General features: G+C 60.3%; 23 protein-coding genes. 3 read left to right on the top strand and 20 right to left on the bottom strand.

Translation table 11 applies throughout. The annotated features are described in order from the left end of the window. The 5 genes from motC to I8E17_RS01365 form a co-directional block, all read right to left on the bottom strand. Positions 1–1,305, bottom strand: a complete 1,305-nt coding sequence (gene motC, locus I8E17_RS01385; protein ID WP_069611326.1) for a chemotaxis protein MotC — start codon at positions 1,303–1,305, stop codon at positions 1–3. Between the two features lie 3 nt (positions 1,306–1,308). After that, a complete protein-coding gene (locus I8E17_RS01380) occupies positions 1,309–2,739 on the bottom strand; it encodes a MotB family protein (protein WP_069611325.1) in 1,431 nt (476 codons plus the stop codon). Then, on the bottom strand, positions 2,736–3,368 hold the full coding sequence (locus I8E17_RS01375; protein WP_069611324.1) for a hypothetical protein: 633 nt from the start codon (positions 3,366–3,368) through the stop codon (positions 2,736–2,738). Before I8E17_RS01375 ends, I8E17_RS01380 begins: the two co-directional genes overlap by 4 nt. A gap of 243 nt (positions 3,369–3,611) precedes the next feature. Next, positions 3,612–4,592 carry a flagellin gene (locus tag I8E17_RS01370; protein ID WP_069611393.1) on the bottom strand — a complete coding sequence of 327 codons (981 nt, stop codon included), beginning with the start codon at positions 4,590–4,592 and terminating at the stop codon, positions 3,612–3,614. A gap of 255 nt (positions 4,593–4,847) precedes the next feature. Continuing rightward, the gene (locus tag I8E17_RS01365) at positions 4,848–5,768 is read right to left on the bottom strand and encodes a flagellin (protein WP_069611323.1); all 921 of its coding nucleotides are present in this window, start codon (positions 5,766–5,768) and stop codon (positions 4,848–4,850) included. Positions 5,769–6,219: 451 nt separating this feature from the next. On the opposite strand from I8E17_RS01365, the gene I8E17_RS01360 reads away from it, so the two are divergent. Both I8E17_RS01360 and I8E17_RS01355 read left to right on the top strand, forming a co-directional pair. Next, entirely contained in the window at positions 6,220–7,707 is a 1,488-nt protein-coding gene (locus I8E17_RS01360) for a pyridoxal-dependent decarboxylase (RefSeq protein ID WP_069611392.1), read from the top strand. Next, the gene (locus tag I8E17_RS01355) at positions 7,701–8,951 is read left to right on the top strand and encodes a glutathione synthase (protein ID WP_069611322.1); all 1,251 of its coding nucleotides are present in this window, start codon (positions 7,701–7,703) and stop codon (positions 8,949–8,951) included. Before I8E17_RS01360 ends, I8E17_RS01355 begins: the two co-directional genes overlap by 7 nt. 307 nt (positions 8,952–9,258) lie before the next feature. Here I8E17_RS01355 and I8E17_RS01350 read toward each other — a convergent pair whose 3' ends face one another. Then, entirely contained in the window at positions 9,259–10,173 is a 915-nt protein-coding gene (locus tag I8E17_RS01350) for a flagellin (RefSeq protein ID WP_069611321.1), read from the bottom strand. A 255-nt stretch (positions 10,174–10,428) separates the two neighbouring features. Further along, complete coding sequence (locus tag I8E17_RS01345; RefSeq protein ID WP_113367281.1) at positions 10,429–11,343, bottom strand: flagellin; 915 nt, start codon at positions 11,341–11,343, stop codon at positions 10,429–10,431. Between the two features lie 332 nt (positions 11,344–11,675). Here I8E17_RS01345 and I8E17_RS01340 point away from each other — a divergent pair, with 332 nt between their 5' ends. Beyond that, a complete protein-coding gene (locus I8E17_RS01340) occupies positions 11,676–13,619 on the top strand; it encodes a glycosyl transferase (protein ID WP_069611319.1) in 1,944 nt (647 codons plus the stop codon). Between the two features lie 53 nt (positions 13,620–13,672). Here I8E17_RS01340 and fliP read toward each other — a convergent pair whose 3' ends face one another. The 13 genes from fliP to flgF all read right to left on the bottom strand — a co-directional run bounded on the left by fliP (position 13,673) and on the right by flgF (position 22,759). Then, positions 13,673–14,431, bottom strand: coding sequence for a flagellar type III secretion system pore protein FliP (gene fliP / locus I8E17_RS01335; protein WP_069611318.1), 759 nt, complete (start codon positions 14,429–14,431; stop codon positions 13,673–13,675). Beyond that, the gene (locus I8E17_RS01330) at positions 14,428–14,922 is read right to left on the bottom strand and encodes a flagellar basal body-associated FliL family protein (protein WP_069611317.1); all 495 of its coding nucleotides are present in this window, start codon (positions 14,920–14,922) and stop codon (positions 14,428–14,430) included. The genes fliP and I8E17_RS01330 overlap by 4 nt, the downstream gene beginning before the upstream one ends. A gap of 24 nt (positions 14,923–14,946) precedes the next feature. After that, positions 14,947–15,660: a flagellar basal body L-ring protein FlgH gene (gene flgH / locus I8E17_RS01325; protein WP_069611316.1), complete on the bottom strand. Its 714-nt coding sequence runs from the start codon at positions 15,658–15,660 to the stop codon at positions 14,947–14,949. Next, positions 15,657–16,187 carry a MotE family protein gene (locus I8E17_RS01320; protein ID WP_069611315.1) on the bottom strand — a complete coding sequence of 177 codons (531 nt, stop codon included), beginning with the start codon at positions 16,185–16,187 and terminating at the stop codon, positions 15,657–15,659. The genes flgH and I8E17_RS01320 overlap by 4 nt, the downstream gene beginning before the upstream one ends. After that, a complete protein-coding gene (locus tag I8E17_RS01315; RefSeq protein ID WP_069611314.1) occupies positions 16,184–17,302 on the bottom strand; it encodes a flagellar basal body P-ring protein FlgI in 1,119 nt (372 codons plus the stop codon). The genes I8E17_RS01320 and I8E17_RS01315 overlap by 4 nt, the downstream gene beginning before the upstream one ends. After that, a complete protein-coding gene (flgA, locus tag I8E17_RS01310; RefSeq protein WP_069611313.1) occupies positions 17,299–17,799 on the bottom strand; it encodes a flagellar basal body P-ring formation chaperone FlgA in 501 nt (166 codons plus the stop codon). Before flgA ends, I8E17_RS01315 begins: the two co-directional genes overlap by 4 nt. Before the next feature lie 19 nt (positions 17,800–17,818). After that, on the bottom strand, positions 17,819–18,607 hold the full coding sequence (gene flgG / locus I8E17_RS01305) for a flagellar basal-body rod protein FlgG (RefSeq protein ID WP_069611312.1): 789 nt from the start codon (positions 18,605–18,607) through the stop codon (positions 17,819–17,821). Positions 18,608–18,704: 97 nt separating this feature from the next. Continuing rightward, positions 18,705–19,055 (bottom strand): flagellar hook-basal body complex protein FliE, encoded by a 351-nt coding sequence (locus tag I8E17_RS01300; protein WP_069611311.1) that lies wholly within the window; start codon positions 19,053–19,055, stop codon positions 18,705–18,707. After that, a complete protein-coding gene (gene flgC, locus I8E17_RS01295; protein ID WP_069611310.1) occupies positions 19,052–19,468 on the bottom strand; it encodes a flagellar basal body rod protein FlgC in 417 nt (138 codons plus the stop codon). Before flgC ends, I8E17_RS01300 begins: the two co-directional genes overlap by 4 nt. 16 nt (positions 19,469–19,484) lie before the next feature. Continuing rightward, a complete protein-coding gene (flgB, locus tag I8E17_RS01290) occupies positions 19,485–19,877 on the bottom strand; it encodes a flagellar basal body rod protein FlgB (protein WP_069611309.1) in 393 nt (130 codons plus the stop codon). 119 nt (positions 19,878–19,996) lie between these two features. Then, positions 19,997–20,542 (bottom strand): flagellar protein, encoded by a 546-nt coding sequence (locus I8E17_RS01285; protein WP_069611308.1) that lies wholly within the window; start codon positions 20,540–20,542, stop codon positions 19,997–19,999. Positions 20,543–20,626: 84 nt separating this feature from the next. Beyond that, positions 20,627–22,012 carry a flagellar protein export ATPase FliI gene (gene fliI, locus I8E17_RS01280; protein ID WP_069611307.1) on the bottom strand — a complete coding sequence of 462 codons (1,386 nt, stop codon included), beginning with the start codon at positions 22,010–22,012 and terminating at the stop codon, positions 20,627–20,629. Positions 22,013–22,024: 12 nt separating this feature from the next. Beyond that, entirely contained in the window at positions 22,025–22,759 is a 735-nt protein-coding gene (gene flgF / locus I8E17_RS01275; RefSeq protein WP_069611306.1) for a flagellar basal-body rod protein FlgF, read from the bottom strand. Between the last annotated feature and the right edge of the window lie 145 nt (positions 22,760–22,904).

Genomic DNA, 22,904 nt, shown 5'->3' with positions numbered 1-22,904 from the left:
TCAATGACTTTCCTGCTTCAACAGGCCGTCGATGGCATCCAGCTTCGAGCGGCTCGTCGTGACGAATGCGTTGAACGAAGAGTCGGCCTCCTGCCGCCCTCCTTCCGGGACGGGAGCCGCGTTTGGCGGGACTCCCTGCTCAACACCCGCCGTGCCGGGAGATTGGCCTCCCGATTGATTCGTCACAGCAGCATCGTGTTCAGTCTTCTGTTGATTGGGCAAGTTAGGAACATTGCCTTGCCCGAGGCTTGCAGCGTCGGGCGTGCGCAGTATCTCCGCCGCCACAGCCTTCGCGGCGTCGCGCAGAGCCCGGTCGCGCGCATTCAGTTCGCCCGCCGGCATCTGGTTCACATCGTTGATCGCGGACTTCCATTCAGGCGTGGATATGCCCGCCACGCCGCCATAGAAGTTCGCCAGCGCGCCAAAGGCATCGCTGCCGTCATTGGAGATCGCCTGGGCGCGGTTGGCTGCGAGCGCGGCAAGATCGGCCTTGCCGGCGATCGCGGCACGGCGTGCCATGCGCAGATAGATCTCCCGCTGTCTCGGCGGGTCCATGAAGGACAGGATGTCGATGATGTCCTGTTGCTTGACATCGGAATCGTGATCCACCACCAGTTGCACGAAAAGATCGGCAAACTGGCTGGCGTAGGGCGAATGCAGGAAGCGCCGCGTATAACGCTGCGCATAATCGAGCCCTTGCGGCACCATGCCCGCATCGGCGCAGAGAGCCAGCGAGCGGCGTAGCGCCGATTCCTCGACGATCGTGCCGGGCGCCATCAGCCGCGCCCAGTCGTAAAGCGGCAAGGCGGCCTTGGCGTTCTTGCCCGACATGACATTGCCAGCAACCAACGAGAGGTACGACCCGATCGGCTTGTCGCGATATTCCTTGGAGATATCGACAAGCGTGTTGACGACGAGCAGACCCTTGCCGTTCAGGTATTTCCTCAGAACATCCGCAACGCGATTGTCGAAATTGCCATTGACGTCACGCGACATCAAATATTCGAGCGTTTCGGGATTGCCGCCGCTCATGGTGTAGATCAGTGCCGCATCGACGTTACGGTTATCCTCGAATACGGATTTGTCCGCATTGCGCAAGCGCTCGTCTATGGTGGCGAGCAGAAAGCGCTGCATCTCTCCGGCGGAACTGTCGCCGGCAACAACGGAATCCTGGACGAATTCGAGCGAGCGCAGCATCTTGTAGAGCGGCAGGTTGTCCTGCCCCTCAGCGCTTGCAGCCCCCGGCATCAACATGCCGAGGGTGAGCGTGAGCGCAAGGTGATGACGATGCTGTTTGCGCGCCATGGACTATCCCTGCTTGCCTTGGCTCGACTTGCTCTTGCCCGAAGCGGGCTTCGCGGGAGCCTTCGTTCCCGAAGCCGCGGGATCCGTCGCTGCCTGGTTCGAGGGGTTAGCGATCAGGATCTCGATACGGCGGTTGGCATCGTTGAAGGGATCGTTGGGCAGTTTCAGACGCCTGTCCGCAAAACCGGACACTTGAACGATCCGCTTCTCGTCCAGCCCGCCGCTCGTCAGCATGTAATAGGCGCTCTGGGCACGATCGAGCGACAGGCGCCAGTTGTCATTGCGACCGCCGACCATATAGGGGCGTCCATCGGTATGGCCGCGGATCAGGATCGGTCCCTTGCGTTCCGCCAGGATCTTTCCGATCTTTTCCATCGCCAGCACCATCTCGCGCCGGGGAACCGCCGAACCGATATTGAACATCGGATCGTTTGTCTGATCGGAGATCGTTACGAGCACGCCGCCTTCCGCGGCGCTGACCTGCAGCCCTTCGGCCAGCTGACCGGCAACACCCTTGATCTCGGCCTGGATGGTCTGCTGCAGATCCTTGGCCTCCTGCTGCTGCGCCGTCGTCGGCTGAACATCCTTGTTCTCCGGCAAAGCGGCATTGTCCTCAGGCGCGGAGGCGCCGCTCTGCGCGGAAGCCTTGGCGACCTGTTGTGCCTGCGTCTGCTTGTCCTGCTGTTTGCCGGTTGCCTGCTGCTCGCTTACCGTCGGCTGCTGCTCGGGCGTCTGCGGCCGATCCGCGGGCTGGCCTGTATCGGCCGCCGTTGCCTTCGACAATGCCACGACTTCGCCCTTGGGCGATTGATCCGACTTGGCGGACTGTTCCTCGTTCGCCTTCTTCGACGCACTGGAAACCTGAACCTGCTTGGTCCAGAAATCCGGATCGAACGGATCGCGATAGGCTTGGCCGCCATCGGCACCGGTCGCTGGACCCGACTGAGCCGCGCCACCCTCGCCCTTGGCGCTGACATTGGCCTGCTGCCCGACCTCCTGTGCGATCTCGGCCAGGACCGAATAGGGGTTTTCGAAGAAATCCGCTTCGGAATAGTTCGTCTGGTCGCCCGATGTCGAGGTCAGGTCCTCGCCGGTCTTGGCCGATTTGCCGTCATTCGGCTTTTCCTGCGGCTTGTCGGACTTCTGCTGATTCTTTTCGCCCTGAGCCTGATCGACGGGCTTCTTGAGGCCCTTTTCCGTCGGCTTCTCGTCGGCAAGCTTGATGGGATTGAAATAGGAGGCGACCGAGGCCTTCGTCTCCTCATTGGCAGCGTTCACCAGCCACATGACCAGGAAGAAGGCCATCATGGCCGTCATGAAGTCGGCATAGGCGATTTTCCACGCGCCGCCATGGCCGCCTTCGTGATCGCCGCCGCCGTGGCGCTTGACGATGATGATCTCGTGCTTGCCGTGATTTTGATCGCCGTCGCTCATTTCAGGATCTCTTTCAGGCTAGCGGCCCAGGCGGACATACGGGTCACGAGAACGCTCTCGCCGATCGCAACGGTGAGATCGACATCGTCGGCCTCCACATGGCGCAATAACGCTCCGTCATCGCCGAGATGATCGTGAAGGGCCTCGAAAAGATGACGCGGACCGCTGACAGAGATCGGCCCGGCGCTGCCGTCGAGGATCGCGGCCCTGACCAGTTCGGCAAGATCGGCGACGGCCTTGGCAGTCAGCGTCTCGGTCATGATCGGCGCAAGAATGGCGGCGGCTTCGGTGCTGATCGCCTGCCCGAGCATCGTGGCGATGCGCGTCATATCCGCAGCGATCTTTTCCGCCGCCTGCTCTTCGTAGCGTATCCGCAGCGCATCCATTTCGGCGCGAAACGACTGGGCCATGGCATCGATCTCGGCCTGATGCCTTTGCGTCAGTTCCTGCGTCGCCGCCTCATGCCCTTCCGCATAGGCGACACGGCGCTCGGCCTCGACATCAACGGCCGGCTCGAGCGGGCTTTCGGCAAACTCGACCGGTTCCGCAAACGCCATATCCTCGACATGGGGCGGCGGGGCCTGTTCGGCGCTGAAATCCTTGAGATATCGGGACAGTGTCAAGCTCACGCGCGCATCTCCCCGTTCGCGCCGCAGAGACGCTGCAAGTCGATGCCGACAGCCGGCCGATCCATTCCCATTCTCAAAACGTCGATCATCACGCTTCCGGTTTCCGTCCTCAGGCAGCACCTTCCGGGACCAATGTCACCGGCACATTGTGCAGCCAAGCCACTGCGAAGGACCGTAGGCAGCCAAACTTGTGCGAGGATGAATGCGATGCGGTATTACCGATCGGACGGCGGCGCCCGGCAATCATTTCGACTGGAGAATAATCAGCACCTTGCTCGCCATGCTATTGGCGATCGACAATGCCTGCACACCCATCTGCTGCGCCGTCTGCAGGGCGCTCTGCCGCGCAGAGGCCTCTTCCATATTCGTATCGACGAGATCGCCGACGCTGCTCTTGATGGCATCGCTGAGCTTGGAAATATAATCCGACTGATCGTCGATGTTCGACTTCATCAGGCCCAATGTCGAATCCGCCGATGTTGCCGACTTCAGGAGCGAGTTGGTAACATTGATCATATCGGTCAGTTCGTCATCGGTCGTGCTGCTCGATAGGGCGATCTCGTTTCCGCCCGTCGGCGTCGTGCCGCCGGTGGCGGAGAGGAGGTAATAATTGCGGGGCGTGCTGCTGCCGCTGCTCGAAGCATCGAAGGTGCTTGCATCAACATTCTTCGTCAACAAACCCCGCTCGGGTTTGACAGTATCGACCATCAAGGTCTGGGAACTGTCATAGCTGATCGTCGTGAAGCTGATCTGGCCGCCCGTTCCACGCGTGAAGTTGCTGATCACCGACTGCTGAGTGGAGGGTTGCTGCTCCGTGTTATAGAGCCAGTTCTCGCCGGAAAATGATGCCGACTGGGTGACGGATTGCAACTGGTTCTTGAGCTGCTGTATGTCGGAGTTGATAGCGTTCTTGTCGGTGCCTGGTTCCTTTGCCGAAACCAGCTTGGACTGAATCTGGGTCAACAGGCTGACGACCGTATCCATGGCGGTGGATGCGGTATCGACCTTGGACGCACCGAGGCCTAGCGCGTCCGTAATCGTGGCAAGGCTGTTCTGGTCCGTGCGCATGGTGGTCGCCATAGACCAATAGGTGGGATCGTCGCTCGCCGTCTGGATGCGGTAACCGGACGAAACCTGCTGCTGCACGACATCGAGATCTTTGTTGATACCGCGCAACACGGTCAGCGCCGCCGACGTGGTGGGATTCGTCGTCACATTGCTCATCTGAAAATCCGTAGTTCCATTGGGACTGGCAAGCCGGACCGATCCGGCAGCAACGATTGGCCTCATGCCCACCAGCGGGAGATATCCCAGCGCGGCCCGTCGCTAAAGCGCGATCCGGCAATCGCTTGGAAGGAGAACGGAGCCGGATCTGCGCAGAGACTGCAAATCAATTAGCGGCAACGTTAACAAAAGCTTATACGCGGCGACAAGAGGGAAAAGCCGCCGCGCCATTTCCACGCAAGCTCCAGTCAAGGCTCACTTGAAGAGAGCAAGAACATTCTGCGCGCTCGTGTTGGCAATCTGCAGCGACTGAATGGCCAATTGCTGCTGGGTCTGCAGCGCCGAGAGCCTGCTCGATTCTTCTTCCATATCCGCGTCGACGAGCTTGCCGACGCCGGAATCGATGGTATCGCGCAGAGTGGAGACGAAGCTCGTCTGCAGATCGATGCGGGTCGAGAGAGAGCCGAGCTGCGACGCCGTGCTGTTCATGGCGTTGAGGGCGCCCTGCACCAGGTTCATCGCCAAACCGATATCGCCGCTCGTCATGTTGGTGATATCCAGGCTGAAGACGGAATAGTCGTTGCCGTTGATGGTCTGCTTGCTGCCGAGGATGCCCGAGCTCGTATCGATCGTCCCGCTGCTGTTCGCGCCGAACAGGACGTTGCCCTGCGAGCTGGTATCGAAGGCGTAGCTGGTGCTGTTGACGGAAACCGTACCGTTATTGTTGCGCACGAAGGAGGAGACGACGGAGGCGGAGGCGCCATTGACCGCATACATCCAGTTCTGCCCGGAGAAGGATGCGGATTGCGCAATGCTCTCCAGCTGCTGTTGCAGCTGCGTGACCTCTTCCTGGACGTCGGCCTTCGACACGCTGTTTTCCGTTGCCGCGACGAGCTTGTCCTTGATCTGCTGAACGACCGTGATGGCGTTGTCCATCGCCGTATAGGCGGTGTCGACCTTTGCCGCGCCCAGGCCCAATGCGTCCGAAACGGCTGAAAGCGCGCTATTGTCGGATCGCATGGTGGTCGCGATCGACCAATAGGCGGCATTGTCGGCTGCCTTGGCCACCTTGTAGCCCGAGGAAACGCGGCTCTGCGTATCCTGCAGGTTCGTGTTGATGGAGCGCAGAGTCTGGAGAGCGGACATCGCCGCGTCGTTGGTGAGAATGCTGGTCATCGAAAAGTGCCCCTTATGGCTGAATTTGGAAGGGACATTCCGGTCTGCGGCCGGGAACGGCAATCAGCCTCATGCTTGTTAACCGCCTCTTAGGGGAGGTTAACCAACCGTTGCGCTAGCTGCAACTGACAGGAATAGGGTTAATAAAAGATTAATGCCGACCACAAAAGTTAACGGAATCATCCTTTCCGTTAAATGGCCGTCAGGCATCGCGCCATCGCCCCCGCTACCTTTCATTGAGCCCGAGGGAGGCCTATCCGCGCAGCGTGCGTCGACATGCCGCTTTCCAGCCGGATATCATCGTCTGATGCGCAGCAAGTACCGCAAGTCAGCCTCGCGCCACCTTCGGCATCGTAGATAGCCGCTATCAGTCCAATGTCGGACGAAGACGGCCGTCTTCTCCAGCGTCCCGGCGATGATGCCGGCACCAGCGGCCATATGCGAGGTTGAGATGTTCAGTTTGCAGGACGCCGGATGCGCGGCGGTTGATCGCCAAGAGCGAACAAGCCTCGACCCCGACGACTGGCAGGCTCTGCGCAGGCAGGGTCACCAGATGCTCGACGACATGTTCGATCATCTCCAGACGCTCGGAACAAAGCCGGTCTGGCAACACGCCCCCTCCTCCGCCCGCGCCCTGTTCGATGCGCCGCTGCCGGTCGAAGCCAGCGACCTGGCCGAAGTCCACGCCATTTTCCGGGAAAATATCCTCCCCTATGGCAGCGGTAATATTCACCCGGGTTTCATGGGCTGGGTCCAGGGCGGCGGCACGGTTACCGGCATGCTGGCCGAAATGCTCGCCGGCGGGTTGAATGCCAATCTCGGCGGACGCGACCATATGCCGATCGAAGTCGAGCGCCAGATCATCCGCTGGGCGCGCGAGATCTTCTCCTTTCCGGAGACGGCAGGCGGTATTTTCCTCACCGGCGCATCGCAAGCCAATTTCGCCGCGGTGCAGATCGCCAGATGCCGGAAGCTCGGCCGCGATGTGCGCGCGACCGGTCTGTCCGACGAATCCCGGCTCGTCGCCTATGCATCGAACGAGGTTCATGGCTGTGTTCCCCGCGCGTTCGAAATGTCCGGTATCGGCAGCGCTCAGCTCCGGCGCATTGCCGTCAATAATCTTGGCCAGATCGATATCGCCGCGCTGGAAGAGGCGATCCTTCGCGATAAACGGGAAGGTCTTATGCCGTTCCTCGTCATCGGCAGTGCGGGAACGGTCAATACCGGCGCCGTCGACGACCTCGCCGGTTTGCGGCATATCGCCGACAGTTACGAGCTTCACTTTCACATCGACGGCGCGCTGGGCGCCCTCGGCGTGTTGAGCCCCGACCTTGCGCATCTGTTCGCAGGGATCGACAGTTGCGATTCGCTCGCTTTCGATTTCCACAAATGGGGCCAGGTGCCATACGATGCCGGCTTCCTGCTCGTGCGCGACAGTGAATGGCAGCGGCAGACCTTTGCCTCGGACGCCGCCTATCTAAGCCGCGCAGCCACCGGGCTTGCAGGCGGAGACTGGTGGCCCTGCGACTACGGTCCGGATCTGTCGCGCGGCTTCAGGGCGCTGAAGACCTGGTTCACGCTGAAAACCTACGGCGTCAAAGCTCTCGGAGACGCCATAAGCGCCAACTGCCGGCTGGCCCACAGCCTGGCCGAGCGCATCGAACAGGAACCTCGGCTGACATTGCTCGCACCGGTCGCGCTCAATATCGTCTGCTTCGCCTATGTCGGCGAGGATGGAACTGTACCTGCATCCGTCAACTCCCAGATCGTCGAGCGGCTGCACGCCGAAGGCCGCGTCGCTCCATCCCTGACCCATCTGAACGGACAACCGGCGATCCGCGCCGCGATCGTGAACCATCGCACGCGACAGGCGGATATCGACGAGCTCGTTCATAGCGTTTTGACAATCGGCTCCCGACAGGATTTCCCCCAATGCTGATGACCAAAGCCCCAGGCATCGAACCGGCTTCGACCAATATGCCGGACGCCTCCCGAATTCTCGGCATGCAGAGAATCGTCTCGCTCGTCTATGCCGGCCGCGACGTGACGCCGCTATGGAACGAGCTCATGCAGCGCGTGACGGCCGATTCGACCGATGCGGCCGCACTCATGGACCTGGCGATCATCCTGCAAACGCTCGGCCGCACCGAAGAGGCACGCCAGATCCTGAAGAACGCCGTGCAGCTGCGGCGGGACTTCCGCGTCGTCCACGGCAACGGAACCGGGCCGCGCCTCTTGGCCTTCGTCACTGAAGGCGATTTCATGGCCAATACGCCGCTGGATTTTCTGCTGGCGGGCAGCGATTGCGTACTGTGGCTGCGCTATGTCGACCTGCAAACCTCTGCACTCATCGGTCTGCCGGAGCATGACGTCGCGTTCATGGCAATCGGAGAGTCAACTGAAAACGCGCCCCTGCTCGCGCATATGCGGGGACTCCTTGCGAAGTTCGACGGTCTGGTGATGAACCGCAATCCGGAACTGATCGCGAGGCTTACGCGCGACGGGGTAAGCGGAATGCTGGCAAACGAACCGTCGATCCTCTCCCCTACCACCCATCGCGTATCGCGCGACGATCTCGCAGCCGTCGGAGCCGGCGCCAAGCGGCTGAAAGACTGCGCCCCATGCCTGGCCTTCCCGCTGGTCGTGCGCCCGCTCAGCACGCATGCCGGCAATGGAATGGAGCGCGTCTCCGATCCGGCTGAACTGGCGGCCTTTCTCGCGACACAGCAGGCATCCGAGCTTTACGTGGCACCCTTCATCGATTTCCGCGGGGCCGACGGCTATTACAACAAGCAGCGCGTCGTATTCATCGACGGCAAGGCCTTCGCCAGCCACATGGCGCTCTCGGACCATTGGATGGTGCACTATCTGAGTGCCGGGATGGGCCAGAGTGCGGCAAAACGAGCTGTCGAACAGGCATGGATGGAAGATTTCGACTGCGATTTCGCCGTCCGCCACGAAGAGAGTTTTGCAGCGCTCTGCCGTCATATCAAACTCGACTATTTCGGCATCGACTGCGCGGAGCTTCCTGACGGTCGCCTGCTGGTATTCGAGCTCGATGTGGCAATGGTGGTCCACAATATGGACGACCCTATCGTCTATCCCTACAAGCAGGTTGCCATGCGCAAGCTGTTCGATGGCTTCGTCGATGCCATCAGGCGAAGGACGGATAGCGCGCTTTAGGCAATTCCAGGAAAAGTGCGCAGCGGTTTTCCGTCCGGAATTGCGTGACCAAAGAGATAGGCGGCTCAGAGATTCTGTGAAAAACTGAACCGCTCTAAAGCACGTCGCGATCTTTCAGATTCGCTTCCTGTGCTTTAGGTCCTTGATTTTGCGCATGTCGGTCTCGCAAAACCGCTACACACTTTTGCGCGACATGCTTTAGGCTCGCAGCCGGATTGCGGCGTTGCGCAAAACGAAAACCGCGCCTTCCGGGGAAGGCGCGGCAAGGTCGTTTTCCTGTTTGGCCAACGTGTGCTGGCGCTTCCTATTAACGGAAGAGCGACAGGATCTGCTGGGTCGAGGAGTTGGCGATCGACAGGGACTGAACAGCCAGCTGCTGCTGCGTCTGCAGAGCGGACAGCTTGCTCGATTCTTCTTCCATGTCGGCGTCAACCAGCTTGCCAACGCCCGACTGGATCGAGTCCGACAGCGAGGAAGCGAAGCTCGTCTGCAGGTCGATACGGCTGGAGATGGAGCCGAGCTTCGAACCCAGGCTGGTCAGCGAGTTCAGAGCGGTCTGAACCATGTTGAGCGCGCTGGAGATCTGGCCGCCCGTCATGTTGGTGATGTCGAGGCTGAAGACCGAAGCGTTGACGGTGCTGTCCTGCGTGCCGAGGATGCCCGAAGACGTGTTGATCGTGCCGTCTGCATTGGCGCCGAACAGAACGTTGCCGGTTGCGCCGGTGTTGAAGGCGTAAGAGGTCGAGCTGACCGAAACGGTGCCGTTGGTGCCCCGGATGAACGAGGAAACAACCGAAGCCGAGTCGTTGTTTGCAGCCATGACCCAGTTTTCGCCGTTGAACGAAGCCGACTGGGCAACACTCTGAAGCTGCTGCTGCAACTGCGTGATTTCTTCCTGAACGGACTTCTTGTCGACCGACGGTTCCATCGCGGTTGCAAGCTTGTCCTTGATCTGGCCGACGACGTCGATCGCGCTGGTGACGGCCGTCGATGCGGTGTCAACCTTGGCGGCGCCGAGGCCGAGAGCGTCGGAAACGGCGCCGATGGCGCTGTTGTCGGACTTCATGCTCGTGGCGATCGACCAGTAAGCAGCGTTGTCGGAAGCCTTGGAGATGCGCAGGCCGGAAGAAACGGCGTTCTGCGTGTCCTGCAGGTTCGAGCCGATGGTACGCAGCGTCTGGAGAGCAGCCATTGCGGCGTTGTTGGTAAGAATGCTCGTCATGATATTTGCCCCTTTGGCAGTGGTTGAATAAGGGACATTCCGGACCTAAAACCGGTAACGGCATTCAGCATCATGCCTATTAACCAAATTCGTTAAGGTTAACTCGCCGCTTCGATGGTCCTAAGAAACAGCAATATAGTTAAGAAAAGCTGAACCGCATTTAGCCAAAAAATATAAAAAAAACCGCGCCTTAGATAGGCGCGGTTAACTTGTTGTTTAGGATTTTCGACCAACGCGCAGCGTTGGCGCTTCCTATTAACGGAAGAGCGACAGGATCGACTGGGTCGAGGAGTTGGCGATCGACAGGGACTGGATGGCCAGCTGCTGCTGCGTCTGCAGAGCGGACAGCTTGCTCGATTCTTCTTCCATGTCGGCGTCAACCAGCTTGCCAACACCTGACTGGATCGAGTCCGACAGCGAAGAAGCGAAGCTCGTCTGCAGGTCGATACGGCTGGAGATGGAGCCGAGCTTCGAACCCAGGCTGGTCATGGAGTTCAGAGCGGTCTGAACCATGTTGAGCGCGCTGGAGATCTGACCAGACGTCATCTTGCTGATGTCGAGGCTGAAGACCGAAGCGCCGACGGTGCTGTCCTGCGTGCCGAGGATGCCCGAAGACGTGTTGATCGTGCCGTCTGCATTGGCGCCGAACAGAACGTTGCCGGTTGCGCCGGTGTTGAAGGCGTAAGAGGTCGTGCTGACCGAAACGGTGCCGTTGGTGCCCCGGATGAACGAGGAAACAACCGAAGCCGAGCCGTTGTTTGCAGCCATGACCCAGTTTTCGCCGTTGAACGAAGCCGACTGGGCAACACTCTGAAGCTGCTGCTGCAGCTGGCCGATTTCTTCCTGAACCGACTTCTTGTCAACCGAGCCTTCCATGGCGGTTGCAAGCTTGTCCTTGATCTGGCCGACGATGTCGATCGCGCTGGTGACGGCCGTCGATGCGGTGTCAACCTTGGCGGCGCCGAGGCCGAGAGCGTCGGAAACGGCGCCGATGGCGCTGTTGTCGGACTTCATGCTCGTGGCGATCGACCAGTAAGCAGCGTTGTCGGAAGCCTTGGAGATGCGCAGGCCGGAAGAAACAGCCTGCTGCGTGTTCTGCAGGTTGCCGCTGATATTCTGCAGCGTCTGGAGGGCGGCCATTGCGGAATTGTTGGTGATAATGCTGGTCATAGGAGTGTCCCCTGGAAACTGGATACAAAAGGAGGACATACCGGACTGGAAATACCGGCGATGACGGAGCAGCTTCATGCCCCTCGATCCATTTTCCTAGAGGACCAAACCCGTCATGTCGCGAGAAAGTTCGCATCCATTGCTTGCCAATTTCTTAAATCAGAAGCCGGTGGAAACCGCCTCTCTGGAACGTGGCTAAGAATCCGTAAAAGCAATTTCGACCGGTGCTTCGGTTTCAGGCAAGCTCCGTGAGGGATCATGAAGCGAATCCATGATGCCGGCCCTCGCCCTTCGACGGGAGCCAGTCAACATATCGCTCGGAGTTCTCGCTCGTGAATACGAAAAATGCCTTTGTGACAGCGTCCGGCTTCTACCAGAAGGGCCAATATACGCGCGCACTCGAAACGCTGAACGAGCTGCTGAACGTCGACAGATCGCCCAAGACTTATGCGCTGCTGGCAAAGACGCTGCTGAAACTCGGCTTCCGATCGGATGCGGCGAGCGCCTACGAGCTAGCCGGCCGGCAAAAGCCCCAGCGCGACGACTATCTTCGGGAAGCTCTGCTGCTGCACGGCGATTGCGGCAACGACGATCAGGCTCTCGCGATCGGAAGCCTGATCCTGCCCCTGGCATTCAAGGATCCGGACCTTGCCTTCGTCCTCAGCCGCATCTTTCTCGCCCGTCAGCAAAAGGATTTGCTGACGGGCTTCAAGACGGTGCTGGTCGAAGGACCGGAACTCAAACATCGCCAGATGGCCGCAAGGCTGCTGACCGACGATCTCTATGACGAAAGCAACCGGCACATCGTCACGACCCTGTTCAAGAAGCATCCCGACCATGTCATTTTCCGCGCGCTCTACCTGATCTTCGCGCGCGAGGTGTCCGATCTGGCCGCCGTCGAAAAACATATGGCCCCCGTCATGGCATCGCTTGCACAGGGCAAGCTCGAACATGTCATTCCGGACAATCCCTTCTTTCATCTCCACTGGTGCGGCGACGAGGCGCTTAACAAGCTCGCGGTCCACGACACCGATCCATTGCCGGCGGGCCATGCGGAAGCCCGCCGCAAGCTGCCGCATACATGGGGCGGCAAGATCCGCATCGGCTATCTCTCCTCCGACTTCTGGCCGGGACACGCGACGATGAAGCTGATGCAGCGCGTCCTCGAGTTGCACGACAAGGATCGGTTCGAAATCACCCTTTTCGACCACTCGGAGGCGGCTCACCAGAAAGAGGAGGCTTTCGACTATTCGGCACTAGGGACGACGGTCGACATTCGCGGCCTTTCCAACCAGGCTGCGGCAGAAGCGATCCGCGCCCGCGGAATCGACATTCTCGTCGATCTCAAGGGGCATACAAAGGGAAGTCGCGCTTTTATCCTCAACTACATGCCCGCTCCGATCCATGTCGCCTGGCTGGGCTTTCCGGGCACGACCGTCAACATCGACCTCGACTACATCATCGGCGACCAGTACGTGCTGCCGGATCAGTCGAAGGCGCATTTCTACGAAAAATATTGCCGCCTGCCCGAATGCTACCAGCCGAACGATCCGCTCAACCGCCCGAAGCCGCGGCCGACAACGCGTGCGGAGCACGGGCTGCCCGAGGACGCTTTCGTCTACGCTTCCTTCAACGGCAACCGCAAGATCACGCCGCAGATGGTCGACGTATGGTGCAATATTCTCAAGCGCAGCAAGAACAGCGTGCTTTGGCTGCTGTGCAACGGCCCTCGCGCGGAGGCCAATATCTGGTCGCGCCTGGAAGCCCGCGGCGTCAACCGCAAGCGGGTCGTCTTTACCAGCCGCATTCGCTACGAGGACCATATCGACCGCCAGCAGCTTGCCGATCTCGGCCTCGATACCTTCCCCGTCAACGGCCATACGACGACCTCGGAACAGCTCTGGGGCGGCCTGCCGGTTCTCACCGTCAAGGGCACCAATTTCGCTTCGCGCGTCAGTGAAAGCCTGCTGAATGCCATCGGCCTGCCGGAATTGGTGGCCGACGACGTCCAGGCCTATGAAGACATGGCGGTGCAGCTCGCCGGCCAGCCTGAGCGGATTGCCCAGTTCAAGGAAACGCTGGCGGCCAATCGCTACATCAAGCCGCTCTTCGATGCCGAACGCTTCACGCATCATCTGGAGACGGCCTTTGAGATGATGGCGGCGCGGGCCAAGCAGGGGCTTGCACCCGATCACATGGACGTGCCGGCACTGCCGGCGCGCGCGGAACCGTTCATGGAAGACGACCGGAATTCGGCGGCAATCGCGGCCGAATAAGTTCCAGCGATCATCGGGGCAAGGGCTCCGGTGATCGCCTTCCGCTCATAACATCAGTGGAAAGAGCGGACCAGGCTGCCGACCAGAAGGTTCCAGCCGTCGATCAGCACGAAAAAGAGAATCTTGAACGGCAGAGAGATCGACGTTGGCGGCAGCATCATCATGCCCATCGCCATGACGATGGTGGAAACGATCAGGTCGATGACCAGAAACGGCAGGACCACAAGGAAACCGATTTCGAAGCCTCGGCGAATTTCCGAGATCATGAAGGCCGGGATCAGCACGCGATAATCGATCTTGTTGTCGACCACCGTCGTCTGGCCGCGTTCCTGCGCGAGGTCGACGAAAAGCTTCAGGTCCTTGTCGCGCGTATTGTTGGACATGAAGGTGCGGAAGGGCTCGGCGATGCGCTGCACGGCATCTCCTTCCGAAATCTGATTGGCGAGCAGCGGCTGCACGCCGTCCTTCCAGGCCTGATCGAAGGTCGGCGACATGACGTAGAAGGTCATGAAAAGGGCCAGGCTCAGCAGGATCATGTTCGACGGCGTCGTCGCAAGGCCCATGCCGGTGCGCAGGATCGAAAACGCGATGATGAAGCGCGGAAAGCTCGTCACCATGATCAGGATACCCGGCGCGATCGACAGGATCGTCAGAAGCCCGAAGGTACGGATGATCCAGGCGGCAACCGAGCCGTTGACCGGCGCGTTCAGAAGATCGGTGGGAAGCTGCTGCGACAATTGCTGCGCCGCCGCGAGCTCCGGCGACAATGCAGCAATGACGAATATGGACAGGGCAAGTGCTAATCGACTCATTCGATCACGAAAGTTCTGAAGATAACTTTCGATACCCGTCCTTCCGAGCGCAGGTCAACACGCTCCTGAATGTCATCCCTAAGATATTGCAGGCCCCGTGCACCTTCGATCTGCTGCAAGGAAACCGTGCGGATATAAGCCAGGATATCCTGATGGATCGCCTGGGCGAGCTGTGCGTCCGGCGGCCCCTTGAAAACCAGCGCAAGCTCCAGCCTGATCCAGCTCTGCGAGGGATAAGCAAGATTGGTGGTGATCGGATCGAGCGCCACGATGCCGTTTGCCTGGGCGGCTGCAGCAGCCTGCTTGCTGTCGCCGCCGGCCTTTGCAATCGCCTGCACGGCCGCGGTGGCCTCCTTGATCCGCGGCGCCACCATGGTTCCCAGGACCCAGCCGCCGCCGCCGCCGAGCACGGTCAGCACCAGTAGCCCGACGATCATCATGATCATCGGCGATCCCTTGCCCTTTGCCGATTCGTCTGCGGCTGCTGCCATATTCCCTATCCGTCCACTATCAAATCAGAGCGGCGAGAGCAGGTCGACGGCCTGCTGCCCCCTCGGCGGCTGCTGTATTTCCGTAAGGCGGCCACGGCCGCCATAGGAGATGCGCGCCTCGGCGATCTTGTCGTAGGAAATAGTATTCTCGGACGTGACGTCCTGCGGCCGGACGATGCCGGCGACGTTGAGAATACGGATTTCCTGGTTCATGCGCACTTCCTGCGAGCCGCTGATCATCAAGTTGCCGTTTTCGAGGATGCCCGTCACGACGGCTGCGACCAGAAGGTTGATCTGCTCGGAACGCTGCATCTTGCCCTTGCTGTCGGTGCTGGTGTCGGAGCCTGAAGTCGCGTCGGCATTGGTGCTTGGCTGCCAGCCGAAGATCTTGGCGGTGATGTTCCAGTTCATATCGCTCTTGTTCGTGCGATTGCGATTGGTCTCGTTATCCCAATTCGCCTTGTCATTGATCTGGATCGTAACGGTCAGGATGTCGCCGACATTGAGTGCGCGCGCATCCTTGAACAGGGCGGCCTGCGAATCATTCCAGAGCGAATAGCCTTGCGCGACCTGATGGGGCCGCTTCGGATACTGCGACATCTGCGGCGTCTGGGCATATTGCAGGCCGCTGCCGATCGGGCTCATGGCAGGCGCCCTGCCGATTTCCCTGAGGGCCTGCGACTGGCAACCGGCGAGGAAGACGACGATCGCACAGGCGGCCGTTAGACGCGTGTTCATGAGGGGTCCTTCGACTTCGATGTATTGGGGTCGGATGCGCTGGCGATGATATTGGTGATCATGGCCGCCTTCTTCGCATCCATTTCCGCCAGGATCAGGCTCGACTGGCGCGCGGAAAGCTTCATGATGATGGCTGCGGCAGTTACGGTCCTGACATCGTTGAGGCTTGCCGCTGCTGCATCCGGCTTCATGTTCTTGTAGATATCGACCAGGCCGAGATCGGCCGTCTTGAGGAAGTCGTCGCGCTTTTTCAGCCAGTCCTCATATTCGGCCTTGCGCTTGTCCATGGTGGCAATGCGCTGATCGACATCCGCCTGCAGCTTTTCCAGTTCCTGCTTTTGCAGCAGATAGCGCTGGTCTCGAGCCGGATCTGCGATATTGGTGCAGAACTGGCGGATCTCGTCCTGGCTCGAAGCTGGATCGGCGACCGGTTTCGGCGCCTCTTGCGCCGCGGCCGTCGTCAGCGACAACAGCGCGGCGAGGCTGCCGGTGATCAGCATTTTTCTGGCAATGGCGGTCGAGATCATTGCAATACGAGCTCCGCTTGCAGGGCGCCGGCCGACTTGATGCCTTGCAGGATGGCGATGATGCCGTCCGGCTTGACGCCGATGTTGTTGAGGCCGGAGACCAGCGTCTTCAAATCAGGTCCTTCCAGCACGGCCACGCGGCCGCCGCTCTTGGTGGCAGTGATGTCGGTCTGATCCTGGATCGCCGTCTGGCCGTCGGAGAAGGGTTCCGGCTGGATCACCTGCGGGTTCTCGCTCACCTGCACGGTCAGCGTTCCGTAGCTGACGGCGACCGGCGAGACGCGGACATCGGCGCCGATGACGATCGTTCCGGTGCGCTCGTTGATGACGACCTTGGCCGGCGTATCCGTCTGAACGTTGAGATTTTCAATGTCGGCCATCAGCCGTGTCAGATCCGCCATTTTCGGCTTGGCGATCGTCACCTCCTGCGAATCCTTGGCTTCCGCGATCGGCGCACCGAAACGCGAGGTCGCCCAGGTATTGACCGTATCGGCGATGCGAATCGAGGTGGAGAAGTCCGGATTGCGCAGTTGCAGGACCAGGTTAACGGAATCCTTGAAGCGCGACGGCAGTTCGCGCTCGATGATGGCGCCGCCGGGCACGCGGCCAGCCGTCGTGACACCTTCGGTCACCGTAGCGGCGGCGCCCTGCGCCTGGAAACCGGATACGATGACCGAGCCCTGCGCCACGGCATAGATCTGCCCGTCGGCGCCGCTCAGAGAAGTCATGATCAGTGTGCCGCCGCGCAGCGACGTCGCATCGCCGAGCGAGCTGACCGTCACGTCGATGCGACTGCCCGGGCTTGCAAAGGGCGGCAGGTTCGCCGTCACCATGACGGCGGCGGTGTTCTTGGCGGCAGACTGGCCACCCTGCGTCGAGATGCCGAGGTTCTGCAGCATCGCGCGCATAGACTGTTCGGTAAACGGCGAGGAACGCAGACCGTCGCCGGTCCCCTGGAGACCGACGATCAGGCCGTAGCCGATCAGCTGGTTGTCGCGGCCGGATTGCAGCGACGCAATATCCTTGATGCGCGATTGCATCGCGAGAGCCGGATCGGCCGCGATCAGGCTCGGCAATGCGAACAGGATTGCGAGTAGTTGACGAAGCCGTTTCATTTCGCGACCACGCGGATCGTACCGTTTTGAAGGACCGTGCCGTTGACGATGATGCCGGAGTCCATGTTGCGGGCGCGGACGTTATCGCCGACGGCGCCATCATCCAGCGGCGTGCCGGCCGCCGTGATCGTCATGGTACCCATGCTCATCACCAGACGGACATTGGAGCCGCGCGTTACCGCATAGGGTTGGCGTAGCGCGGAGATGGAAATCGTGCGGCCGGGAAGAAGCGTGCGCTTCGATACCAGACCGGTGACCTCCCGGAGCCGCTTGGCATAGTCTCCGCTCAGATTTGGATTGGTGACCTCGACCTCTTCGAGCTGGCCGCTGCTGATGATATCGCCCGGATAGATCGTCTCGGTCGGCACCACGGCAGTTCCGAGGCTGGAGCCGTCGGCACTCATTGCGCCGGCCGGCGCAGCCGACGCGAATACGACGGAGAGGCTCGCTGCGGCGAACCATGCCATTGCCAAGCTTTTCATCCGGCGAAACCTCATGTTCGGCCCGTCCCTCTTGCTACTTCAGGTTCTTGCTGACGATCTGCGCCATTTCGTCGGCCGTCGTGATGACCTTCGAATTCATCTCGTAGGCGCGTTGTGCAGTGATCAGATCGGTGATTTCCTTGACCGGATCGACATTCGACGATTCCAGATAGTTTTGCTTCAGATAGGCAAAGCCATTCTGGTTCGGATCGGAGACGACGGGATCGCCGGAGGCAGGCGTCTGCGTAAAGAGGTTGCTGCCCATCGGCTGCAGGCCGGCTTCATTGACGAAATTGGCGATCTGCAGCTGGCCGAGTACAGTCGGCGTGGTCGCCGTGCCGATGATCGCCGACACCTGGCCGGATTGGCTGATGGTGAGGCTGCTGGCGTTGTTCGGGATCGTGATGCCAGGCTCCAATACGTTGCCATCGGGGGTGACGATCTGGCCGGTGTCGCTCTTGTTGAAGGAGCCGGCGCGGGTATATGCGGTCGTGCCGTCGGGCATCTGGATCTGGAACCAGCCGCGACCTACGAGGGCTATGTCGAGCTCGTTCTGGGTCTGCGACAGCTCGCCCTGCACCTGGATGTTGCGCACGGCAACGGTCTGAACGCCAAGGCCAATATTGGCGCCTTCCGGCACGACTGCCTGATTCGGCCTGTTGGCGATGCCCTTGGCGCGCTCGGTCTGGTAGAGAAGGTCGGAAAACTCGGCGCGCGAGCGCTTGTAACCCGTCGTATTGATGTTCGCGATGTTGTTCGCGATCACTTCGAGATTGGTCTGCTGGGCGTCCATGCCCGTCGCGGCAATTGCGAGCGCTCTCATGCTTTCGTCCTTCGAGCCAGGGCGGAACCTTCGAAACCGCGAAGCGGCCTGCGAACAACTCACGCCAAATCAATTAATTAGAGCGGGAAACCCCGCGCTAGATCTGCATCTTAGTAATATCGAGGAACGCCGAGACCACCTTGTCGCGCAGTGCGATCGCGGTCTGCAGGGTCTGATCGGCCTGCATGACCTTGTCGACGACTTCGCGTGTACTCATCGTGCCCTTGATGCCGGCGAAGGAGGCGTTTTCGGCGTCCTTCAGCGAGTTGATGGAATCTTTCGCGACATTCGACATGACCGACGCGAAGCTCATTCCAGCATCCGCGCCCGCAGCGACGGCCGGCGAGGCATTCAGGGCGCTGGAAGCGGCGGAGGTCAGATCCGTGGCGATGCTGCCGAGGCCGCGGGTCGCCGAAAGAGAGGCTACATTCTTAATCGAGTCGATCATTGGTTCTTCAGCAGATCAATAGTGGAGGAAATGAGATCACGGGCCTGTCTGACCGTCTGCAGATTGGCCTCGTAGGAACGATTGGCCTCCCGCATATCGGCCATCTCGACGAGAATGTTGACGTTGGGCATCTTGACGTAGCCCTTTTGGTCGGCGGCCGGATTACTGGGATCGTATTCTTCGACGAATTTGCCCGTGTCCTCCCCGAGCTTCTTGACGCCGACCGTGGTGACGCCGTTGGCGCGATCCATCTCGGCGCCGAAGGTCACGGTCTTGCGCCGATAGGGATCGGCACCCGGCGTATCGCCCGTCGAACGGGCATTGGCGATATTTTCGGAGACAATGCGCAGACGAGTCGATTGAGCCTCCAGGCCGGAGCCCGCAATCTTCAATGCGGCTGATAAAGGGTCCATGACATCTTCACTTCATCTATTGTTTTACGGTCATCAACATCATGCGATGAAAGGAGCCGACGAGAGCGGTGTTCAAGCTGTACTGGCGCTTGATTTCACCGGCCTTGGCGAGCTCGTCTTCCAGGCCGACGGTGTTACCCGACTCCTGGACACCAATTTCCTGATTGAGCGGCGCTTCCTCCACGTTGACGTTGCCGCTCGTGCTGAATTCGCTGCCCGAAAGATGCGCGGGATTGGTCCGGACCATACCGACGTTCTGGTTGTCCAGAACGGCCTGGAACGGCGTGACATCCTTGGCGTGAAACTTCGGCGTATTGGCATTGGCGATATTGCCGGCAACAACCTGCTGACGTACCTGGAGCCACTCGGCTTGTCGCGAGGCCAGGTCAAAGAGCTGAATCGGTTGCATGGGCTTCTCTCCGTTCTTACACTGTGAATCTAGCGGGATAATCTTGCGTGGGACTTGCGAGAAATGCGTTCCTGCAAAGTCTTCGAAGTGCCTGAAATCCGGGCGATTCCGGGTTTTCCTCAATTGTTGCCGTAGACATCGCCCGTCGAGGTGACGATGACCCATTTTCCCTCTCGCTGTTCGATCGAGGCCAACCGGCTGTTGTCGGGCAAAAGCGATCCGACGCGCACGACATACATGCCGGTGTCGTCCTCGATCAGCGCGCGGCCATTGGCGACATGCAGCAGCTGGAAGGCGGACTTGCCGGGGAACGGCTGCTGATCGGCCGGCGGCCCCTTGTCGTCCTCACGGCCGGCATTGCTGACCGTTGCCGTCGTCAGCGGATCGGGAATCAAATCTTTCGGCTCGGAGGGATTCTTGTTCACCATGGCGAGCGGCGACACGCTGACGATGGTGCGGCCAGGCCAGTTCGGAAGATCGCGGGTTCGATCGCCTTCGGCCACCTGAATGCCGAACTTGTCGGGGTTCAGGAAGACATACCAGGGGAAGAAGGCAGAGGCACCGGCAAGCGCCAGTCCCGCAAAGGCGAGAGCCTTGTCCGTAACGGTTCGCCTTCTCGCCGATTTCGGCGGGGCGACCGGTTCGTCAGCGTCGGATTCTTTCACTTCTGGTCCCTTTTTAGGCATGACATTCGGCGATATCCGGCAGACCGCGGACAAGGAAAAATCGAGGTAGTGCTGTGTCGACCATCACTTGGCTCTGGCGGGGACACCGCTCGAAGCGTTTCTGAGAGCCGTCGCAAGATCGGTGAAGGCATCCGCCGACGGTTCTTCGCCCGGGGTTTGCTTCAGTATGTCGTAGATGATCGGCACCTGACGCACGGCGATGTCGAGATCGGCGTCGCTGCCTTGGCGATAGCCGCCGATCAGGCGCAGATCGCGCGTTTCCTCGTAGCGGTGCACCAGCGCCTTCAGGCGCGACACAAGCTTTTCCTGGTCGGAAGTCCAGGCCTTGCGGGCAAGACGCGATACGGATGCCAATGGATCGATCGGCGGGTAGCGCCCCTCTTCGGCAAGACTGCGCTGCAGGACGATGTGACCGTCGAGAATGCCACGGGTGGAATCGGCGATCGGATCATTGTGATTGTCGCCATCGACGAGGATGGAGATGATCGCGGTGATGGTGCCGGTGCCTTCCGGTCCGGGGCCTGCCCGCTCGAGAAGGCGCGGCAATTCGGTGAAGACGGACGCTGGATATCCGCGTGCGATCGGCGGCTCGCCGGAGGCAGTCGCCACTTCGCGGATGGCATGGGCGAAACGGGTGACGCTGTCGACGATCAGGAGAACGTTGTCGCCCTTGTCTCGGAAATGTTCGGCGATTGTGATGGCCGAAAGCGGCGCCATCTTGCGCAGCATCGGGCTTTCGTCGCTGGTCGCAACGACGGCGACCGACTTCTGCATGTGGGAACCGAGCGTATCCTCGATGAACTCACGCACTTCGCGGCCGCGTTCGCCGACGAGCGCAATCACCACCTTGTCGAAGGCTTCGGCCCTCGCCAGCATCGACAGCAGCGTCGACTTGCCGACGCCGGAACCGGCAAAGATGCCGAGGCGCTGTCCCAGGCAGAGCGGCGAGAAGATATCGATGGCGCGCACGCCGGTCTTGAAGCCGGTTTCGACGCGCTTTCGCGTCATCGAAGGCGGAGCCGTATTGGAGATTGGGCGTGCTTCCAGACCCGCTGTCAGCGGCCCCAACCCATCGATCGGCTCGCCGAGCGAGTTGATCGTGCGGCCGCACCAGCTGTCATCGGGCGCGATACGGAAGGCGCCCTTGCGAATGATGGTATCCTGGATGCCGATCGGCTCGCCGGGCTCGATCGGACAGACATAGGTGAGATCCGGTTCGACGCGGACGACCTCGCCGAGGTGGATGCCCGTCTGCGACCGATGCGCAACGAAATCGCCGAGACGCACCTGCCTGGAAAGGCCGGCAACCGTATAGTGTCCGGCAGCGATGGTGCGCACATGACCACCATGGGCCACGGCATTCTCCGCCATCGCATACTGGCCCGCCAGAAGGGCCATATGCGAAAGCTTCGGCGATATTGCGCCCTCCGGCAACCGATCCTCGACCATGACAAGCCCTCTTTACTGGCTGCCGCCGAGGGTCTTGATGGCATCGGTGAGCGTGCCTTCACTGCTGCTGGTGAGCGTGCTGATATTGTCGAAGGCACGGCTGACCTCGATCAGATTGGTCATTTCCCGCATGCCGTTGACGTTGGAATTTTCGAGATAGCCCTGGGCGATGCCGATGTTCGAGCGGTCGATGACAGCCTGTGGCGTATCGGTCGGCAGGATGCCGCTGTTTTCATAGCGCAGGAAGCCCTTGCTGACATCGGCGCTATAGAGACCGATCTGGCCCATGCTGCGGCCGTTCTGCATGATGGTCCCGTTCGACGCGACACTCGGCGGACCACCGGCGGGGTCGAGCTGGATCGGCGCACCGCCAGGATCGAGGACCGGGAAGCCACGCGTGGAAACCAGCGCGCCGCTTTCAGTCATGGTGAAGCGGCCATCGCGCGTCAGCACCAGGCCAGCCGGCGTGTTCATGCCGAAATAAGCGTCACCCTTGACGGCGAAATCGAAGAGATTGCCGGTGTTCTGAAGTTCGCCATTGTCAGTGGAGAGATAGTCGTTGCCTTGCGAGACGAAGGCGACCTTGGCGTTGAGCTTGTTTTGCGTATTGCTGAGGACCTGATCGAACTTGACCTCGGTACCGCGGAAGCCCGTCGTATTCACGTTGGCCAAATTGTCGGCGATCGTCGTCAGACGCCGCTCGAGCGCCATCTGGGACGACAGCGCGACATAAATACCAGACTGCATTTTCAACGCCCTCCGGACATTGGAGAATAACGGGAAAGGAAACGCCGCCGGCGCTCCTACATTTCGTTAGCGGGGCATGGATGCCCTTACCCGCCATCCTGCAGGGCTTGGCTTGTGCGAAGCTGACAAGGCAAAAAGGGATGTT

The sequence above is a fragment of the Rhizobium sp. AB2/73 genome (genome assembly GCF_020871915.1).
Classification (GTDB): Bacteria; Pseudomonadota; Alphaproteobacteria; order Rhizobiales; family Rhizobiaceae; genus Rhizobium; species Rhizobium dioscoreae.
The sequence above is the reverse complement of the archived record's forward strand: the minus strand, read 5'-3'. Positions and strand labels throughout refer to the sequence as shown.

Excerpts from the sequence above, each read along its gene's own strand:
- I8E17_RS01355 (WP_069611322.1), top strand. The coding sequence starts at position 7,701 with ATGCTGATGACCAAAGCCCCAGGCATCGAACCGGCTTCGACCAATATG.
- I8E17_RS01350 (WP_069611321.1), bottom strand. The coding sequence starts at position 10,173 with ATGACGAGCATTCTTACCAACAACGCCGCAATGGCTGCTCTCCAGACG.
- I8E17_RS01300 (WP_069611311.1), bottom strand. The coding sequence starts at position 19,055 with ATGATCGACTCGATTAAGAATGTAGCCTCTCTTTCGGCGACCCGCGGC.
- I8E17_RS01345 (WP_113367281.1), bottom strand. The coding sequence starts at position 11,343 with ATGACCAGCATTATCACCAACAATTCCGCAATGGCCGCCCTCCAGACG.
- flgF (WP_069611306.1), bottom strand. The coding sequence starts at position 22,759 with ATGCAGTCTGGTATTTATGTCGCGCTGTCGTCCCAGATGGCGCTCGAG.
- I8E17_RS01330 (WP_069611317.1), bottom strand. The coding sequence starts at position 14,922 with ATGGCAGCAGCCGCAGACGAATCGGCAAAGGGCAAGGGATCGCCGATG.
- flgA (WP_069611313.1), bottom strand. The coding sequence starts at position 17,799 with ATGAGGTTTCGCCGGATGAAAAGCTTGGCAATGGCATGGTTCGCCGCA.
- flgC (WP_069611310.1), bottom strand. The coding sequence starts at position 19,468 with ATGGACCCTTTATCAGCCGCATTGAAGATTGCGGGCTCCGGCCTGGAG.
- fliP (WP_069611318.1), bottom strand. The coding sequence starts at position 14,431 with ATGAGTCGATTAGCACTTGCCCTGTCCATATTCGTCATTGCTGCATTG.
- flgG (WP_069611312.1), bottom strand. The coding sequence starts at position 18,607 with ATGAGAGCGCTCGCAATTGCCGCGACGGGCATGGACGCCCAGCAGACC.
- I8E17_RS01360 (WP_069611392.1), top strand. The coding sequence starts at position 6,220 with ATGTTCAGTTTGCAGGACGCCGGATGCGCGGCGGTTGATCGCCAAGAG.
- I8E17_RS01380 (WP_069611325.1), bottom strand. The coding sequence starts at position 2,739 with ATGAGCGACGGCGATCAAAATCACGGCAAGCACGAGATCATCATCGTC.
- flgH (WP_069611316.1), bottom strand. The coding sequence starts at position 15,660 with ATGAACACGCGTCTAACGGCCGCCTGTGCGATCGTCGTCTTCCTCGCC.
- I8E17_RS01315 (WP_069611314.1), bottom strand. The coding sequence starts at position 17,302 with ATGAAACGGCTTCGTCAACTACTCGCAATCCTGTTCGCATTGCCGAGC.
- I8E17_RS01365 (WP_069611323.1), bottom strand. The coding sequence starts at position 5,768 with ATGACCAGCATTCTCACCAACGACGCGGCGATGTCCGCTCTCCAGACT.
- I8E17_RS01320 (WP_069611315.1), bottom strand. The coding sequence starts at position 16,187 with ATGATCTCGACCGCCATTGCCAGAAAAATGCTGATCACCGGCAGCCTC.
- fliI (WP_069611307.1), bottom strand. The coding sequence starts at position 22,012 with ATGGTCGAGGATCGGTTGCCGGAGGGCGCAATATCGCCGAAGCTTTCG.
- flgB (WP_069611309.1), bottom strand. The coding sequence starts at position 19,877 with ATGCAACCGATTCAGCTCTTTGACCTGGCCTCGCGACAAGCCGAGTGG.
- motC (WP_069611326.1), bottom strand. The coding sequence starts at position 1,305 with ATGGCGCGCAAACAGCATCGTCATCACCTTGCGCTCACGCTCACCCTC.
- I8E17_RS01370 (WP_069611393.1), bottom strand. The coding sequence starts at position 4,592 with ATGAGCAATGTGACGACGAATCCCACCACGTCGGCGGCGCTGACCGTG.